This window comes from Paenibacillus sp. J5C2022, from assembly GCF_025567625.1.
Lineage (GTDB): Bacteria > Bacillota > Bacilli > Paenibacillales > Paenibacillaceae > Pristimantibacillus.
Window position 1 is genome coordinate 25,312 of sequence record NZ_JAOQJC010000030.1, and the last position, 16,590, is coordinate 41,901.

11 protein-coding genes are annotated in these 16,590 nt (G+C 51.1%); 5 read left to right on the plus strand and 6 right to left on the minus strand.

What is annotated here, in order from left to right; translation table 11 throughout:
* Positions 1-241 precede the first annotated feature (241 nt).
* The 4 genes from M6D81_RS21520 to M6D81_RS21535 all read left to right on the plus strand — a co-directional run bounded on the left by M6D81_RS21520 (position 242) and on the right by M6D81_RS21535 (position 4,570).
* Positions 242-1,582 carry an ABC transporter substrate-binding protein gene (locus tag M6D81_RS21520; RefSeq protein ID WP_262679099.1) on the plus strand — a complete coding sequence of 447 codons (1,341 nt, stop codon included), beginning with the start codon at positions 242-244 and terminating at the stop codon, positions 1,580-1,582.
* A 63-nt stretch (positions 1,583-1,645) separates the two neighbouring features.
* A complete protein-coding gene (locus M6D81_RS21525) occupies positions 1,646-2,527 on the plus strand; it encodes a carbohydrate ABC transporter permease (protein WP_410795774.1) in 882 nt (293 codons plus the stop codon).
* A complete protein-coding gene (locus M6D81_RS21530; protein ID WP_262679101.1) occupies positions 2,528-3,361 on the plus strand; it encodes a carbohydrate ABC transporter permease in 834 nt (277 codons plus the stop codon).
* A 33-nt stretch (positions 3,362-3,394) separates the two neighbouring features.
* On the plus strand, positions 3,395-4,570 hold the full coding sequence (locus M6D81_RS21535) for a trans-sulfuration enzyme family protein (protein WP_262679102.1): 1,176 nt from the start codon (positions 3,395-3,397) through the stop codon (positions 4,568-4,570).
* Positions 4,571-4,656: 86 nt separating this feature from the next.
* Here M6D81_RS21535 and M6D81_RS21540 read toward each other — a convergent pair whose 3' ends face one another.
* The 4 genes from M6D81_RS21540 to aroA all read right to left on the minus strand — a co-directional run bounded on the left by M6D81_RS21540 (position 4,657) and on the right by aroA (position 9,310).
* Positions 4,657-4,863: a hypothetical protein gene (locus M6D81_RS21540; RefSeq protein WP_262679103.1), complete on the minus strand. Its 207-nt coding sequence runs from the start codon at positions 4,861-4,863 to the stop codon at positions 4,657-4,659.
* Positions 4,864-5,252: 389 nt separating this feature from the next.
* Entirely contained in the window at positions 5,253-5,783 is a 531-nt protein-coding gene (locus M6D81_RS21545) for a hypothetical protein (protein ID WP_262679104.1), read from the minus strand.
* A 1,040-nt stretch (positions 5,784-6,823) separates the two neighbouring features.
* Positions 6,824-7,879, minus strand: coding sequence for a chorismate synthase (gene aroC, locus M6D81_RS21550; protein ID WP_262679105.1), 1,056 nt, complete (start codon positions 7,877-7,879; stop codon positions 6,824-6,826).
* Positions 7,880-7,945: 66 nt separating this feature from the next.
* The gene (aroA, locus tag M6D81_RS21555; protein ID WP_262679107.1) at positions 7,946-9,310 is read right to left on the minus strand and encodes a 3-phosphoshikimate 1-carboxyvinyltransferase; all 1,365 of its coding nucleotides are present in this window, start codon (positions 9,308-9,310) and stop codon (positions 7,946-7,948) included.
* 108 nt (positions 9,311-9,418) lie between these two features.
* On the opposite strand from aroA, the gene M6D81_RS21560 reads away from it, so the two are divergent.
* The gene (locus M6D81_RS21560) at positions 9,419-10,309 is read left to right on the plus strand and encodes a LysR family transcriptional regulator (protein ID WP_262679108.1); all 891 of its coding nucleotides are present in this window, start codon (positions 9,419-9,421) and stop codon (positions 10,307-10,309) included.
* Here M6D81_RS21560 and M6D81_RS21565 read toward each other — a convergent pair.
* Both M6D81_RS21565 and M6D81_RS21570 read right to left on the minus strand, forming a co-directional pair.
* Complete coding sequence (locus tag M6D81_RS21565; RefSeq protein WP_262679109.1) at positions 10,299-10,565, minus strand: hypothetical protein; 267 nt, start codon at positions 10,563-10,565, stop codon at positions 10,299-10,301. The genes M6D81_RS21560 and M6D81_RS21565 overlap by 11 nt on opposite strands.
* A gap of 267 nt (positions 10,566-10,832) precedes the next feature.
* Positions 10,833-16,571 (minus strand): CBM96 family carbohydrate-binding protein, encoded by a 5,739-nt coding sequence (locus M6D81_RS21570; protein WP_262679111.1) that lies wholly within the window; start codon positions 16,569-16,571, stop codon positions 10,833-10,835.
* Between the last annotated feature and the right edge of the window lie 19 nt (positions 16,572-16,590).

Below are 16,590 nucleotides of genomic sequence, written 5' to 3' on the forward strand. Positions count from 1 at the left end.
GAAATTGCGCATTCATAAATCCATAAGTGGAAAATGTACAGTTAAAATTCGTCACTCGGCGCTATAATGCCAATATCGAGCAAAATAAGATCATAAAATCCAGTTCATCGAGAAAGTATGGTTCATTCTGGGAAATGAACCGCTCCAGCCCCATTTTTTCATTGACAAAATGAAAAGGCTTACAGTATAGTTAACCTATCATACAGGCAGAAAGTATGAAACTATGACAGGGGGATTACACATGCGAATGAAATCAGGCAAAAAGTTGGCTACACTGGCATTATCGATGACGCTGCTTACCGGCTCATTGGCTGCATGCTCTTCCGACAATTCCAACAGCAACCCCAAGAACAGCGGAAGCGACAAGCAAGACAACAAACAGATTACGCTGCGCATGATTGAGAGCTTGACCAGTCCTTCCAGGACGGAAATCATTCAAGCAAGCATTGACAAGTTCGAAGAGCAAAACCCCGATATCAAGGTAGAACTTATCTCGCCGCCATTCGATCAGGCGGACAATAAAATCAGAACCATGCTTGGCGCGAAGCAAGAGCTGGATGTGCTGGAGGTTCGCGATCTGAACGTAGCGGAGTTCGTCAACAACGGATACGTCGAGCCGTTGAACGAATTGACGAAATCATGGGACGACTTCAGCACGGTAACGGCAGTGGCGCAATCTGTAGCTACAGTCGGCGACAAGCTGTACTTCATCCCGAACGGATTGTACCAGCGTCAATTGTTCTATCGCGCGGACTGGCTGAAGGACGCCGGACTTGAAGTGCCGACAACTTACGAAGAGATTGTCAACGCCTCCATCAAGTTGACCGATACGGCGAACAACCGTTACGGCTTCTCCTTCCGCGGCGGCCCGGGCGCGAATTCCGTCCCGGATACGATGATTCAGGCATACAACTCCGAGATTATCAATGTCGACGACGCGATGTTCCTGAAGGATGGCGGCACTATCTATTCCTCTCCGGAAGCGAAGTCCGCATTGGAGCTGTACTTGAAGCTGTACAAGGAAGGCTCCCCTCCAGACTCCATCAACTGGGGATTTCAGGAGCAAGTGCAAGCCTTCACATCAGGGGTGACAGCATTCCTGCTGCAGGACCCCGATGTCATCCAGGTGCTGGCTGACGGCATGGAGGAAGGCACCTGGGCAACGGCTCCGATGCCTACGGGACCAGCCGGGAAGGCCCTGATCGCTGCCGGCGGCGCAGGCTGGGGCATCTCCACCAATTCCAAGAACAAGGAAGCGGCTTGGAAGCTGATCGCCTTCTTATCTTCACCGGAGGAGAATACGGCATTATCGAAGAGCCACGGCACCGTTCCGATCCACTCCTCCGCTACGGAAGACGAATTTTTCCAGAGCGGTCCTTACAAGACGCTGCTGGATATGACGAACAAGCCTGACACCTTCATCAACTACAAGCCGCCGTTCCAATACCCGGCTAACGGCAAGTGGGGAACGGTCGCAATGGAATCCGGCCAGGCAATGCTGCTGGGCCAGACATCGCTTGACGATACGCTGAAGCAATGGGATGACTATTGGGCAGCGGCCAAGGCGGAGCTTAATAAATAAAGAGATGAGATGGGTAGCTTATAAGGCTGCCCATCTCATTTCCAACATAAGGCGGTGAATGTATTGTTCAGTAAGCGTTCCTACATCGTACTCAGCTTGCTTCCGGCCCTGCTGCTGCTGCTAATATTTACGTTCTATCCATTCCTCCAAGGCGTTGTCATGGCATTTCAGAACTACGTGCTGTTCGACTTGTCCAACGTTCACTTTATCGGACTGGACAACTTCGCGGAAGCGTTCCGGGATGCCAAATTTCTGAAAGCGCTGACCAATAGCGGCTACTGGGTGTTCTTCTCCCTCACGTTCCAGTTTCTGCTGGGATTGTCGCTGGCTTTGCTGCTTCGCAAGCCGTTCCGCGGCAGAGGGATCTACCAGGGATTCGTATTTTACTCCTGGGCGTTGTCCGGCTTTCTGATCGGACTCATCTGGAAGTGGATGTTCAACTCCCAGATCGGCGTCATTAATGACATTCTATTGCGAACAGGATTAATCGAGAATCGTATCGGCTTCTTGTCCGACCCGGACTGGGCGATGGTATCCGTCATTATTGCCAACGTCTGGTACGGCATCGCTTTCTTCGCCATCATGCTGCTCGCCGCTCTGCAATCCGTTCCTGCCGACCTGTATGAAGCGGCGGATATGGACGGTGCAGGCGTCATTCGCAAATTTTTCAACGTGACATTCCCTTACATTTTGCCAACCATTATCGCAACAACGCTGCTGCGGGCGATATGGATATTCAACGACCCGACCATTATATACGGCTTGACGAACGGCGGACCCGCCGGCACGACGCATATCCTCTCATCGCTAATGCTGGAGGAGATATTGTATGGGGGCAACTACGGCATGGCGTCCGCGATCGGCGTCATCATGATTGCCATCCTTATGCTTTATACAATCTTCTATTTATTCGTGACCAAATCGGAGAAGGTGGGTGACTTTTAAATGAATAAACAATCACTCCCCCTTACCGGACTGAAGGTGCTGTACCTGGCTCTGCACTTTGTTCTGATGGTCTTCCCGCTCTATTGGATCGTCATCACGTCGCTGAAGCCGCAGAAGGAAATATTCGCATTCCCGATCCGCTACTGGCCGGAACAGTTCACACTCGATAACTATATCCAAATTTTCAAAATATCGAAGTTCCATATTTACATCGGCAACAGTCTGTTGATCTCCATCACAGCGGCCGTCATCGTCATCTTCATTGCTATTCTAAGCGGCTATGTGATGGCCCGATTCAAATTCAGAGGACACAAACAGATTATGATGGCTTTCTTCTCAACTCAGATGCTGCCGGGATTCATCGCGCTGGCTCCCTTGTATCTGCTGATGAGCGACCTTGACCTCATTAATACCCGGATGTCGCTCGTCATCAGCTATACGGTTATGCTTATTCCATTCTCCACCATTATGCTGCGCGGATTCTTCCAGCGTATTCCCGGCAGTCTGGAGGAAGCGGCCATGATCGACGGATGCTCCCGATTGACCGCCTTGCTCAGAGTCATCATTCCCATTATGATGCCGGGCATCGCCTCCACCTTCATCTTCGCATTCGTGCAGAACTGGAATGAGCTGTTCATGGCCGTTATGTTCATTGACGACGAGGCGCTGAAGACGATACCTGTAGCGATGAACTCCTTCGTTATGAAGTTCGATGTCGATTGGGGCGCCATGTCGGCCGGGACGGTGCTGTCCGTCATACCGACCGTTGTCTTGTTCGCTTTCGCCCAGCGGTTCATCGTAGAAGGGCTGACACAAGGAGCGGAGAAAGGATAACACATTATGGCAGAGACAAAAGGATGCGACATCATGGAGAGAAGCAATGGAAGGAACGACGTCTATTCACAAGTGGCTCACGACGAGATCGATTTGCAGCATTCCGGCGCAGTGACGATTCCCGTCTATCAAAACAGTCTGTTCGCCTTCCCCAATCATGAAGCGTTCGATCAGGCGATGCGGGATGTCTTGTCCGCTACCGTCTATTCCCGGGGCAACAACCCGACCGTACAGTATTTGGAGAGAAAAATAGCGGAACTGGAACGAGGTGAGCGGGCACGCTGCTTCGCATCCGGCATGGCCGCCATATCCAGCACGCTGCATGCGCTGCTGAAGACAGGCGATCATGTGGTCTGTGTAGATCAATCCTATGGCCCGACCCGTCAATATCTGGGGGAACTGTCGGATCGATTCGGCATTGCAGTCACTTATGTGGATGGCCGGGCTGTCGCTGACTTCCGGCAGGCGCTGCAGCCCCATACAAAGCTCATCTACTTGGAAAGTCCGACCTCCGGCCTGTTCCAACTGCAGGATCTGGAGGAGATTGCCAAGCTCGCCAAGGAAGCCGGCGTCCTGACTGCGATCGATAGCAGTTGGGCGACGCCATGCTTCCTGCAGCCGCTGTCGCTAGGCATCGATATTGTGCTTCACTCCATGACCAAGTACTTCTCCGGTCATAGCGACTGCTTGGGCGGTGTAGTCGTGACGCGGGCAGAGCTTATGAGAGAGATTGAGCAGCGGGGATACATGCTGCTCGGCGGAATTATGACCCCGCATACGGCATCGCTTATGATTCGCGGGCTTCGCACGCTGCCGCTGCGCATGGAGCGGCATCAGCAGAGCGGACTTGCGGTGGCGGAATATTTGCAAGCGCACCCTATGGTCGCATGCGTGAACCATCCCGGCCTCCCTTCCCATCCGCAGCATCAGTTGGCTCAGAAGCAGCTAAGCGGCTACAGCAGCCTGTTCTCCTTCGAAGCGAAGCTGCCCCTCCAGGTGATGAAGCAGTGGGCGGATACGCTGCAATACTTCCGCATCGGCGTCAGCTGGGGCGGGTACGAAAGTCTGGTGTCGGTGGGAGCGACCCCTGAGGCGCGCAACACGGATGGCGCCAGCCCGTCCCTGGTTCGCTTGTACGTCGGCCTGGAGGATACTGCGGCTCTGATTGAAGATATGGAGAAAGCATGGACGACGGTGATGCATGAATAGGACAAAGAAAGAGTCTTCCGTACGCAGCAAGCGCGTACGGAAGACTCTTTCTTATGCCATAAGCCAGCCGCAGTGTCGATTTCCTTTTACTCCTCTTTCCCCTCACCTTGCGGCTCCGCAAGCAGTTCCTCTTTCAATTCTTGCAGAAATTTCAGCTGCAGCTCGCATTGCTCGTAAATGTTCCGAAAAATAAAGTCTACATTGCGAGGAATCTCATAGTACTTCTCCTTCTCCCGCTGTCCCGCCTTCATCTCGTCATATACACTCTGAATGGCCTGCCGCTGCTTGCTCAATGCATCAGCGTGCTAGCGGACTAAATCGGGTTAACGCTCTCTTATGTCGTATTAAGCTGCATAACTGTGCTGTATATGATCTTCGCCATGCTGACATACGGCAATGTCAACACGCTTGAGAGAGATCGCTCGGCGTCGCGCAATACACTGCCTTAACACGTGCCTGATTGCCGCCCCCTCTGCTCACTGCGGTACGCAAAGGAGCCTCCGTTCCCTTCCTGCAGGACGAGTTCGGAGGCTTGTATGACGTATTTTTACTATTATAATAATCCGTATTCTCACTCAGCGATATCATGCACTGGCTGTACATTATTTTGTACACATCACGAACAAAAAAGGGAAGTCTTGTCGATCTCCCCCTAATGGCTTTATTTTAAGTTATACAGCTTTCACGTATTCATTTCATTGGAAATATATTTCATTTCGAAGTGTTGGAGAGCAAGCTGTCCCAGTATCGATTCGTGTCGTGCTTGTCCAATCTTCAGCTCTGTCACGTCTTCTGCTGTCTTGGCCAACGTTTCACGCATGCCCTCTATACTTCTCTCAATGCGATCCGTCCGATCTTTCAGCTCTGCGACATCGGATTTCAACTCTGCTACGCCCGACTTCAGCACAGTCACATCGGATTTCAACTCTGCTACGTCCGACTTCAGCACAGTCACATCGGATTTCAACTCCGCTACGTCCGACTTCAACACAGTCACATCGGATTTCAACTCTGCTACGTCCGACTTCAGCACAGTCACATCGGATTTCAACTCTGCTACGTCCGACTTCAGATCTGATACCTCTTCCCTCAGACTCGCCACTTCACCTTTAAGTCCGTTAAAACCTTCTTTCAAATCCGAGACATCACTGGCGAGACCGTCTAGCTTATCCAGCTTGCTGAGTACCAACGACATGAATTCCGCTTGTTCCATCGGCATAGCCCTCCCAAAACGTATGACATGCATACATTCATATTATACCACAGACATTAGAGGCGGGGGACGTGTGACATAACCTGATGAATTCTCAGAGAAATCGACTTACTTCTACATCATTATACTATTTCATCCAAAGTTTGTACAGAACATTTGTTCTTATTTTTGAATTCTGCAATATACATAATACAGGTACTGCCGTACTGCCGATTTACTAAGAACCAGCTGCAGCAACTTCTAATCACTACGAGGCTGATGCCGGATCATTGGAGAATTGAGGACGAGCAGCGGACTCATTTTATGCGGTTTTCGTACAAGCGCCATTCCAAATGGATGAGACTTACACTTTTTGTATGGTTTTTCGTTCCTACTTGGGTCTACTAAGCAAGTAAGGGGTTATCGCTCAAAATGGTCACATAGACTCAAAAAATAAGCGGGAATTGTGCGCTATCGCTCATTTTGGTCACATAGCCGCGCCAAACGTGCTTCATTCCTCCGAAAAGTAGGAGTTATCGCTCAAAATGGTCACATAGACTCGGAAAAATAGAGGTAGGCGTGCGCTATCGCTCATTTTGATCACATAGCCCCGCCAAACGTGCTTCGTACCGCCGAAAAGTAGGAGCTATCGCTCAAAATGGTTACATAGAAGCGGAAAAGTAGTGGGAATTGTGCGCTATCGCTCATTTTGCTCACATAGCTCCATCAAGCATGCCTCGTACCGCCGAAAAGTAGGAGCTATCGCTCAAAATGGTCACATAGAAGCGGAAAAGTAGTGGGAATTGTGCGCTATCGCTCATTTTGCTCACATAGCTCCATCAAGCGTGCCTCGTACCGAATGGACCTAAGTAGTAACGATAAATCATACAATTCCCCAACACTGACCGGCAGAGCTCATCGACAGCCCAGACCCAGCCTCACGTCTAGCTAGATTGCTACTGACAAAGGCTGTCGATGACCCGAAAAAGAGAAAGCTAAAAACCGAAAATGTGCCGGAACGGACAGCTCGGGGAGGCGGCGTTCGGTCAAGTAGCGGTCAACTAGCCCAGCATCGCGGCCTGACGCTTGTAATGATCCTCAAGCACGATGCACGCCATCGCTTCGATCACCGGAACGATGCGCGGACAGATGCACGGATCGTGGCGTCCGATCGTACGAATCTCCACTTCTTCTCCGTCTACGTTTCTTGTTTGCTGCGGCAATGAGATGGAAGAAGTTGGCTTCACCGCTACGCGGAATACGATCTCCTCGCCGGTGCTGATGCCGCCGATAATGCCGCCGGCATAATTGGTCACGAAGCCTTCGCTGTCCATCTCGTCATTATGCTCGCTGCCCTGCATAGCAGCAGCGGCGAAGCCCGCTCCGAATTCGATTCCCTTCACCGCTCCGATCGACAGCATCGCCTTGGCCAGCTCTGCATCCAGCTTGTCGAACACCGGCTCACCGAGACCCGGCTGCACGCCGCGAATCCGGCATTCTACTATGCCGCCGCAGCTGTCGCCGATGGACGCCAGATGCTCGATCTTCTGAATCATCTCCACAGCCGCTTCCGGATCTGCAGCCCGAACCGCATTCTGTTCAATGACCGATTCATCGAACGTTCGTCCCGCAATTCCGCCTACTTCTTGCGTGTAGGCCACCACCTGCACGCCTCTGCGCTCCAGCAGCTTGCGTGCTATGGCACCGCCGGCTACGCGTCCTGCCGTCTCCCTGCCGGATGCCCGGCCGCTTCCCCGGTGATCACGCAAGCCATACTTTTGCAGATAGGTGAAATCCGCATGACCCGGCCGGAAGGAATGCTGAATGTCGCTGTATGCGCTTGGTCTCATATCTTTATTGTGCAGAATAATAAAGAGGGGCGTTCCCGTCGTCTTTCCTTCGAATACACCGGATTGAATATAGACCGTGTCCGACTCCTTGCGCGGCGTCGTGACGGAGGACTGTCCGGGCTTTCTGCGGTCCATCTGCACTTGAATATAAGCTTCGTCTATCTCAACGCCGGGTGTAACCCCGTCCACGATGACCCCTACCGATTCTCCATGCGATTCTCCAAAGGTCGTAATCCGAAACATCTCGCCAAACGTATTGCCAGCCATTTCTCATCATCCTCTTCTAAGCGTTGTATTATGCATTATACCATTCACATGCAAGAGCAGCATGTCTTATCGCATCCCCACGTCCAATCCAAGCCCAATCAGCCGATCGAAGTAATCTGGACATGTCTTGGATACACAGCCGGGATTGCTGATACGAATATCGCCGCTCATCATGCCGATCAGGGATAGTGACATCGCCATCCGATGGTCGTCATGGGAATCCAGCAGAGCCGGCGCAGGCAGCCCCGGATAGACCGTTAATCCGTCCTCCGCTTCCTTGACGGTCAGGCCAAGCTTGCGCAACTCCGTACAGATCGCCGCAATGCGATCACATTCGTGATGCCGGATATGCGCCACATCCTTCAACGAGATTGGGCCGCTGGCGAATGGTGCCAAGGCTGCAACCGTAAGCGTCTGATCGGAGCATTCTCTCATGGAGAGCTCGAATCCCCCTCCCAGCCGTTCCGGCCCCTGCACCTCCACGAATCCGTCTCCTCTAATGACCGTGCATCCCATACGCTCCAGCACATCGAGCAGCATAATATCCGGCTGCCTCGTGCGATCGGCATGAATGCCCGCTGTCCTTATGCGCCCGCCTGTCAGAGCGGCGAGCGACCAGAAGTAACCGCAAGTGGATACATCCGGCTCTAGCCGAATATCTTGTGCCCTGTACGTCCCCTTCGGGACGGAGATGACACTGCCATCCGGCGACACCTCCGGCGAGATGCCGAATGTCCGCATCATCTCCAGCGTCATCTCCACGTATTCGCGCTGTACAACTTCTCCTTCGATATGAAGCACTAACGGCTCAGCCGCATAAGGCGCGGCCAGCAGCAATCCGCTAATGAACTGGCTGGAAGTCGAGCCCGGCAAAGTAACGTTGCCGCCCTTCAATCCGTGTGCTTCCAGCGTGAACGGAAGACACCGCTCCGCTCCCCCGTAGGTCAAGCCTGCTCCTTGCTCCTCCAGCGCCTTCAGCAATGGCCCGATCGGCCGCTCGCTCATGCGCTTGCTCCCTGTCAGCGTCCAGAAGCCTTCCATTGAAGCAGCCAGAGCAGCCGGCAGGAAACGGGCGACGGTACCGGCAGCGCCTACGTAGATCTCTCCCGATACATGCGGCCACTTGCCGCCGCATCCTTCCACCATTGCCGTATCACCTTCCACCTTAACGGCTATGCCCAGCTGCTTCAGGCTCTGGATGCACCAGTAGGAATCATCGCTTCGCAATAAGCCTTCCAGCCTTGTCGTTCCCTCCGCCAGTGCTGCGATGATAAGCGCGCGGTTTGTCAAACTTTTGCTGCCCGGTACGATGATATCGCCAGCTATGGGAGCACTCGACTTGCCAATAAGTACCTCTTTGGCTTCATCCATTACAGACCATGGAGAGCGCGCCTCCAGATCGCCGGAAGGCGGTTGAATGAACGGCTGCATAACGTCTCCTCCTCGATTGCCGATTTCAGTTAATCCTATTATAATAATTGTTATGGAATAAATGAAATCGCAATAATCGAATGATGGCATAGAGGTGATCTATATCATATGATCCAAATGGAATGGTACCGCATGTTTCTCTATACGGCCCGGAAGGGGAATTTAACGAAGGCTGCCGAGGAGCTGCTCATTACGCAGCCTTCTGTCAGCTACGGCATTAAGCAAATGGAGGATGCGCTTGGTCTCCGGCTATTTCACCGGCTGTCGAAAGGCGTGCAATTAACGGAGGAAGGGCGAGCGTTGCTGCCCTATGTGGAGCAGGCCTTCTCCCTGCTGGAAGCGGCGGAGCGCCATGCGAACGACCTGAAGCGGCTGGAGGAAGGCGAGATTCGGATCGGGGCAAGCGACTCCCTGATCAAGCACATGCTGCTGCCGCAGCTGAACCAGTTCCATCAGGAGCATCCCGCAATCCGCATTCGCCTATCTCACGGCAAGACGCCGGATCTTGCACGGCGCCTCAAGGACGGAGCGATTGACTGCGCCATCGTGCATATGCCCCTGAACGATGCGCAATTGCACATCGAGCCGTTAGCCGAGCTGGAGGATTGCTTCGTTGTCGGTTCACGCTATCAGGCATATGCAGGCCGTACGCTATCGACTGACGAATTGGCGAAGCTGCCGCTGCTATTCCTGTCGCCGGGGAGCAGCACGCGAACGCATGTCGAGCGCTGGTTCGCCGCGCAAGGGCGGGCCGTGAAGCCGGACATGGAGCTGGGCAGCGTCGATCTGCTTGCGGAGTTCGCGGGGCAAGGCTATGGCGCGGCCTTCATCACCCGCTCCTTCGTGGACGAGGAGCTGCGGAGCGGCAAGCTGTTCCGGCTGCAGCTGGAGCAGCCGCTGCCATCCCGCGGCATCGGCCTTGCCGTCCGCCGCGATACGGCGCTGCCGCTCGCCGCGGAGCGATTCGTCGAGATGCTGCGAAGCGGCCCTAGCCTTTAATCGCGCCAATTAGCATGCCTTTGATGTATAGTCCGACAGATCGGCCAACCCACCCATCTCGTTGTAATCGGCGGCCTCCCGACTGTAGAACATGAACTAATCTAACCGGGTCCGGCGACAGCATCAGATTCAGCTTCTGCTGCCGCTCGGCCGTAGCATTGACGACGTTCGGCTCTACATTGAACTTTTCCTCAATGGCTTGTTTGACGAAATCGTCTTCATCCTTAAGCAGATTGGAATTTACATAATATTTCATAATTTATCATTAGAGCGTTGTCCATGTATGGATACCGTATTGCCTGCTCGAACAAAAATGATAATCCGGTGCCTCTTCTCATATAGACAATCTATCCTTGCAAATATCGCATGTCAAAAACGCCTTCAGCGTCCTGCGGACACTGAAGGCGCGTTTCACAAAATTAGCTAAACGATAGAATTTGGGTACAGCACGGCTGATTCTTTCTTCTGGACGGTCTTTCTTCACTCATCTCGCTGTTGAACATGAGATAGAGCATTGTACCCGTCATTCTTGAACTTCATTTATCAACTGTTGGACCATTCGCACCGCGATCACAGCAGCTTCAGCCCGGGTGACCGTTGCCAGCGGTTTGAACTGGCCGCCTCCTGTTCCTTCCATCAGGCCGCTTGCCAGCACTTGCGCTACATATCCTTGTGCCCATAGCGGGATTTGCTCTGCATCCTTTAAGCCGCTCAGTTGCATTTCTACATCGGCACCCTGATCTGCTGCCTTATCGACTGAAGCTCTGATCCGCTCCAGAACCACTGCGAGCTCCATCCTCATAATTCCTTCTTGCGGTCGGAAGCTGCCGTCTTCGTAGCCCGTAATCCATCCGGCTGCTACTGCCCGCTGTACCGCTTCAGTTGCAAACTTGCTGATCTTCGCAGTGTCCGTAAATACCACTGCACTACCTGCATCCTCATCCGCTTCATCTTCCAGCAACTTCATGCCTCTTGCCAGAATCGTAACCAGTTCCTGACGGGTAACCGCCTGGTCCGGACGATACGTATGATCCGGGTAGCCGGTAATAAGTCCCGCCTCTACTGCACGTTCAATCCACGCATGTCCCCAATGTCCGGCGATGTCTTTCAGCTCTTTCTGCAGCTCCGCCTCCTTCTTCGCGAAGATTACCACAGCATAGATACCCAGCTCGCTGATATCTGCAGTGACACTCTGCTCACCAGATTTGCCTCCTACCTTCACCCATTCTTTTAACTTCTCATCGTAGCGAGCAAGGACTGCCTCCTCACCTATTTTCAGCTGACCTTCATAAGCGATGCGAAGTACAGCCGGCTTGCTCAGCTCGGCATTCCTATCCTGACTCAGCAAGTAAACAGAGCTTAGAAGACGATCTCCTTTCTGAACTGGCAGCTCTTCCTTCCACTCCTTGAGCTTGAAGCGTGCGCTAACATTGGTCGCACCTTCCGGGATGCTCAGCTTAATTTGCTGACCCTTGCTTACTTCACCGCCCATACCTGCAGGCACATACAGTTCCCCATTAGTGGACTCGTTAGGCGTCACGCCTCCTGGATATACAGGCGGATATGTCGGCGGCTTCGGCTCACTATTGATAGCCAGCTTGACCGTTGCTGTATTGGAATAACTATAACCGTCATAAACACGGAACTGAAATTGATCCTCTCCCGCTGCTGACACTTTGGCAGTATAGAGAAATTCGCCAGTTGCAGGATCAATCAGCTCAATCGTTCCTTGCTTACTGGCAGTTACAATTTCATAGGTTACTGCGCTTCCTGAAGCATTCTCATTCTTAAGCATGCCGCGCAGTTCCTCCCCTGCTTTCACACTGTATGAAGCGTCAGCTGCAACCGGAGCAGGCTTCGTATGCATCCACTGCATGGTACGGAACAGACTAGCTCTCTTCGTAAGACCGATCCCCGATCCCCATTCCATCCAGCCTCGTCGGCCCTCGCCGTTGTTGTCATTAACAAGCAAGGAGAAGCTCATGACTTCATTTCGGAGCGGAAGCACCGGTGCCAGTTCAGACCATGGCAACGACATTTGATATACGGTAATCTTTTTCTCCTCGTCACGCTTTACGACTAGCTTGCCAGACTTGATTGCCCCTTTATCAATATCTGGCGGAGCAGCGAATCGATACATTTGCGGGCCTTCGGGCGTCTCGGACAACCCAATTTCATACCAGCTGCTGCTCTCGCCAGGTACACCTGATGAAATCGCAAACTGCACGCTGTCATTATTCCAAATCTGGTTGCCGACTGCCTTTGCAGAGTGGATCTCATCCTTAATTTGTGCTGTCAGATAGAGATGGTCGCGGTCATAATGAAGCCACACATTTCCACGAACATCGATCTTGCCGCTAAAGCCTGACAGGATAACTTCCTTACCTTTTGACAAATCGATTGTTGGAGTTGTTGCTTCAAGCTCCGGCTCAATTTCTCCATTCACTCTCACCGTTCGCTCTGTAACCGGGTTAAAACCGAAATTGCCTTCGTATCGATACACATCACTATTACTAAATTTCACAAGTACGGAAGTCTTGTAATTATCCCCGAATCCGAAAGAAGGAAGAGGGATGCTAATTTGCTTTGACGCCTGAGGATCGATACTGGTATTCCAAGCCTGCTTACCAGATTGGTTCCCAATATTCCACTCCACTTCCTGCACATCAAGTGCGTGAAGCTTGCTGAAGTTGGCAACATCAATATGAAGCGCTTGCTTATACTGTCCTTCCGCGCCTTCCGCTTGCTCCATGATCGGACGTACTTTTACTTCTCTGGCTTTCTCAACCTTCAGCTCATAGCCAAGCTTACCAACCCTTTTATCTCCTTCCATTAAATAAACCGAAATATATCGATAGCCATCACGTGCGCCCATTACTGTAATTTCTTTGCTAATTGTCTGACCAGGCTCTATCGAAATAGGGTGCTGCTTCCCTTCAACATCCATAGTAAGGGAGAGCTTCGATTTGCCCGTATTGGTCATTGAGATTGCAAATTGTCCTTCATCCCCTACAACGGTAGCTACGCCGCTAATTGTAATATTAGGCTCAACAGTAATTTGAGCGATGTGGCCTTTCACATAATACGGCTCTCCAGTAAGGGAAAGCATTATCTTTCCATTGAGTGGAGAATACAGCTCGGTATTGCCCATCATATCTGTGATCTCGATTGGAGCATCCGCTGCAATCTGGATAACGGTATCCTCCGTTGCCCAGACCACTCGAACTGGCTGCTGATCCTGGACAAAGCGATAGCTGTGAATCGGCGCTTCGACTACCTCTACTTCCTCAAATTGTGCGTTGGTCAGCTCTCGCGTCATTACCGCATAGCTCAAATAAGCCGGCTTGGCTGTATAGGCCCCCAACAAGCTTTTTTCATTTCGGATCATTCCAAAATTATCTTCGTTCAAATCCGCTATCATGCCATCGTCCATCAGATCGTACCACATCATTTTTTCCACACCGCTGCTTAATGCGATGACATGCGCTCGCAGCAGGTAATTTGCTTGCAGCTTCTCATTGACTCCGCGAGATCCAACAAAGGTTGGCCATCCAAATTCCGTCAGCCAAATCGGAACCAATTTTCCGTCATTATACTTTTTAATCAATGTTTTCAAATCTTCCAGCTTCTCTGCTAATTCCTCAGGAGCGTTGGGGTACACGTATTCTTGTACTGCAATAGCATCAAGATAATCCATACCTCCCAGCTCGAGCACTTTTTCGATCCAGTCCAGGCTGATGCCAGCAGATACAATACCGACAATCGGCAAGTCTGGATGCTCCGCATGTACGACCTCGTAGGTTTTCTTCAATAATTCAAAGTAATATTCTGGTTGTGAATTGGCAGGGCTATTGCCGCGTTTGCCAAATCCGCCGTTAAACTCGTTGTACACATTCATGGCGAAAATCTGGTCCTTATACTTCTCCACATATGCCTTTGCGTAATTCGCCATGCCTAGTCGCCCTTCATCTGTATAAGGGGTTCCGTTATTATCGTAAAATTGGTTATTATAAGCGGCAACAAACAGCAGCGGAATGCCTTCCATCTTCAATCTAGCCATATAATTTTCGAGATCAGGAAAGTAGGTATAGATTCCTTTTTCTTTTTCAATATATTGCCACTCTATACCATCACGAACAAAGCTGGCGCCTGCATATTTCACAAGCTTCACAAGATCTGCATTCCAGCCGTATCCAATGCGATGCAAATGCGTATTCATCCCGAACGGTGAATTGCCATTCGCTGGTGCTGTGAAAGGTGCAAGCACGGAATAAGTTGTTTCCAACATAATCGGCAAGCTGCCGCCTTTCTCAGCCTGTGCTTCGAGTGTGAAATATCCTAGTCCACGATCGGGAACTGTAAACGTTGCCTGCCCATTAAAGGCTTTTGCCGTGCCCTCAGCAACCTTCGTTCCATTCAGATTGAAGGCTTTCCAGCTCACATTCGGCCTGACTGTCTCAACGATGAACTGTATAGGCTCATCATTCAAAAACACATTGCCAAGTACAGTCTGTTTGAACTTCGTGTCTGGCGGAGTAACGGTTAGAATCGGACCATCCTGACTCCACTCTCCTGCCGCATTTCCTGCTTCTACTTTATAGGTATAGCGTTCGCCAATAATAAGACCTTCAACAAAGTAGCTCTCCTCTTGGCTGCTTATGGTGTCAATTAATGTTCCATTTTGATAGATCCTATATTGCGTAACACCTGTCGGATCTACCGCTGCCCCCCATTGGAACGCCACTCCTTCCTCTTCCATGCTCTGCAGTTGCAAGGTGCTGCCCGTTGGCCAGCTTGGCGCCGCCGCATTTGCACGTGAGCTGTTGATAGATAGATAAGGCCGATTCTCTGTATTTTCCTTACTATTAATGATTGCTACGAGTCCAACATCTGCTAACTGTACTATACCAAAGCTGGCATTGGTCTCTCCTTTGCTAATCTGATCCTTTACATAGGAGGTAACATCAACCTGATGCCATTTCCAAGTCGTATTCAACGGAACCTTGTTCAAGAAATGTATAACATTCGGCTTCGTGATCCAGGTCATTTCTGCTTCTTTCCAGGAATGATCCTCCAATCCATACACAGCCATATCGATCGCACTGCCGCCGCCATCTGAAACAGCTCCATAGAAGTTAAGAGTTGCAGTGCCGACCTCTTCTGGCAGCGCTTCCATTTTGAATTTCATAAAAGCTTGGCGAGTCACATTAGGGTCAGCCTTCATATTTTTGACGATCAGCTTGTCACTCGTGCCATAATTCGACTGACTTGCACTGCCTGAGTTAACATGGGTGTCCTCAACAACCGAAAGTCTAACAAAGCTTGGCATAGTTACGACTGCTTCCGGCCCACTCTGTGACCAATTGCCAGATGAATCTCCCGCTTCCACCCTAAAGGAATAAGTTTGCTTTTGTGCCAACCCCGCTGCATGGTAATGCTCTAGAGTTACTGGCACTGTGGCGATCAGCACATCATTCTGATAAATCCGATAGGATACAACCATTTGATCGTCTATAGCCGGTGTCCACTGCAATTCAACTGTATCATCTGCAGTCTGAATCGCTTTTAGTTCACTGCCATTTGGCCAGACAGGTGCTTCAAGATCCTCTGGCGCCCTATATTTCACTTCCACATATGGTTGTTGACTGTCACTTTCCTTACTGTTTAAAACGGCGGCTAGTCCTTGCCCTCCAGGCATTTCAGGCTGAACAAAGGCAATACTAACCTTCTTATCTGCTGCCAGCTGATCTATTACCAGATCTGTAATATCGGCCTCATAGCCCCTTACTTCTTTGTCCAATGTAATAGAAGCCACTGCATCAGATGCATAGGAAGGCTTGTTGTTCCAAGAGATTGTCTCTTCTGTCCAATCATTGTTTGTTACGCTATGAAGCTGAATACTTGCTTGGCTTCCTTCCCCGACAGCGCCGTACACGACCAAAGTGACGGATTCTACTTCTGCGGAAAAATCGGTGAAGTCAAATTTCATGTAGCTCTCGCGAGTTAATTCCGGGCTCCCCTTCTTGATTACCAAAGACTTCTCCGCGCCAAAGTTGGTATTAGCAAAACCGTTCGAGCCTCGCACATATGAATCATCCGATGGTGACATCTGGAGCGCGTGAAGCTCTGTTGCTCCACCTTGAACGACGTCCCCCGGATCATTAGCATAGACAGACATGTTGTTCATCTGAAATAGTGCGCAGATCATGGCCAGAATAAGCAATTGGACTAATGCTTTAGTCGAGCGTTTCTTTCTCCTCATCTTTCATCCTCCCAAAGTT

What these genes read in the sequence shown, in the direction of transcription:
- M6D81_RS21520 (WP_262679099.1), top strand. Translation starts at nt 242, where the DNA reads ATGCGAATGAAATCAGGCAAAAAGTTGGCTACACTGGCATTATCGATG.
- M6D81_RS21530 (WP_262679101.1), top strand. Translation starts at nt 2,528, where the DNA reads ATGAATAAACAATCACTCCCCCTTACCGGACTGAAGGTGCTGTACCTG.
- M6D81_RS21535 (WP_262679102.1), top strand. Translation starts at nt 3,395, where the DNA reads ATGGAGAGAAGCAATGGAAGGAACGACGTCTATTCACAAGTGGCTCAC.
- M6D81_RS21545 (WP_262679104.1), bottom strand. Translation starts at nt 5,783, where the DNA reads ATGGAACAAGCGGAATTCATGTCGTTGGTACTCAGCAAGCTGGATAAG.
- aroC (WP_262679105.1), bottom strand. Translation starts at nt 7,879, where the DNA reads ATGGCTGGCAATACGTTTGGCGAGATGTTTCGGATTACGACCTTTGGA.
- aroA (WP_262679107.1), bottom strand. Translation starts at nt 9,310, where the DNA reads ATGCAGCCGTTCATTCAACCGCCTTCCGGCGATCTGGAGGCGCGCTCT.
- M6D81_RS21560 (WP_262679108.1), top strand. Translation starts at nt 9,419, where the DNA reads ATGATCCAAATGGAATGGTACCGCATGTTTCTCTATACGGCCCGGAAG.
- M6D81_RS21565 (WP_262679109.1), bottom strand. Translation starts at nt 10,565, where the DNA reads ATGAAATATTATGTAAATTCCAATCTGCTTAAGGATGAAGACGATTTC.
- M6D81_RS21570 (WP_262679111.1), bottom strand. Translation starts at nt 16,571, where the DNA reads ATGAGGAGAAAGAAACGCTCGACTAAAGCATTAGTCCAATTGCTTATT.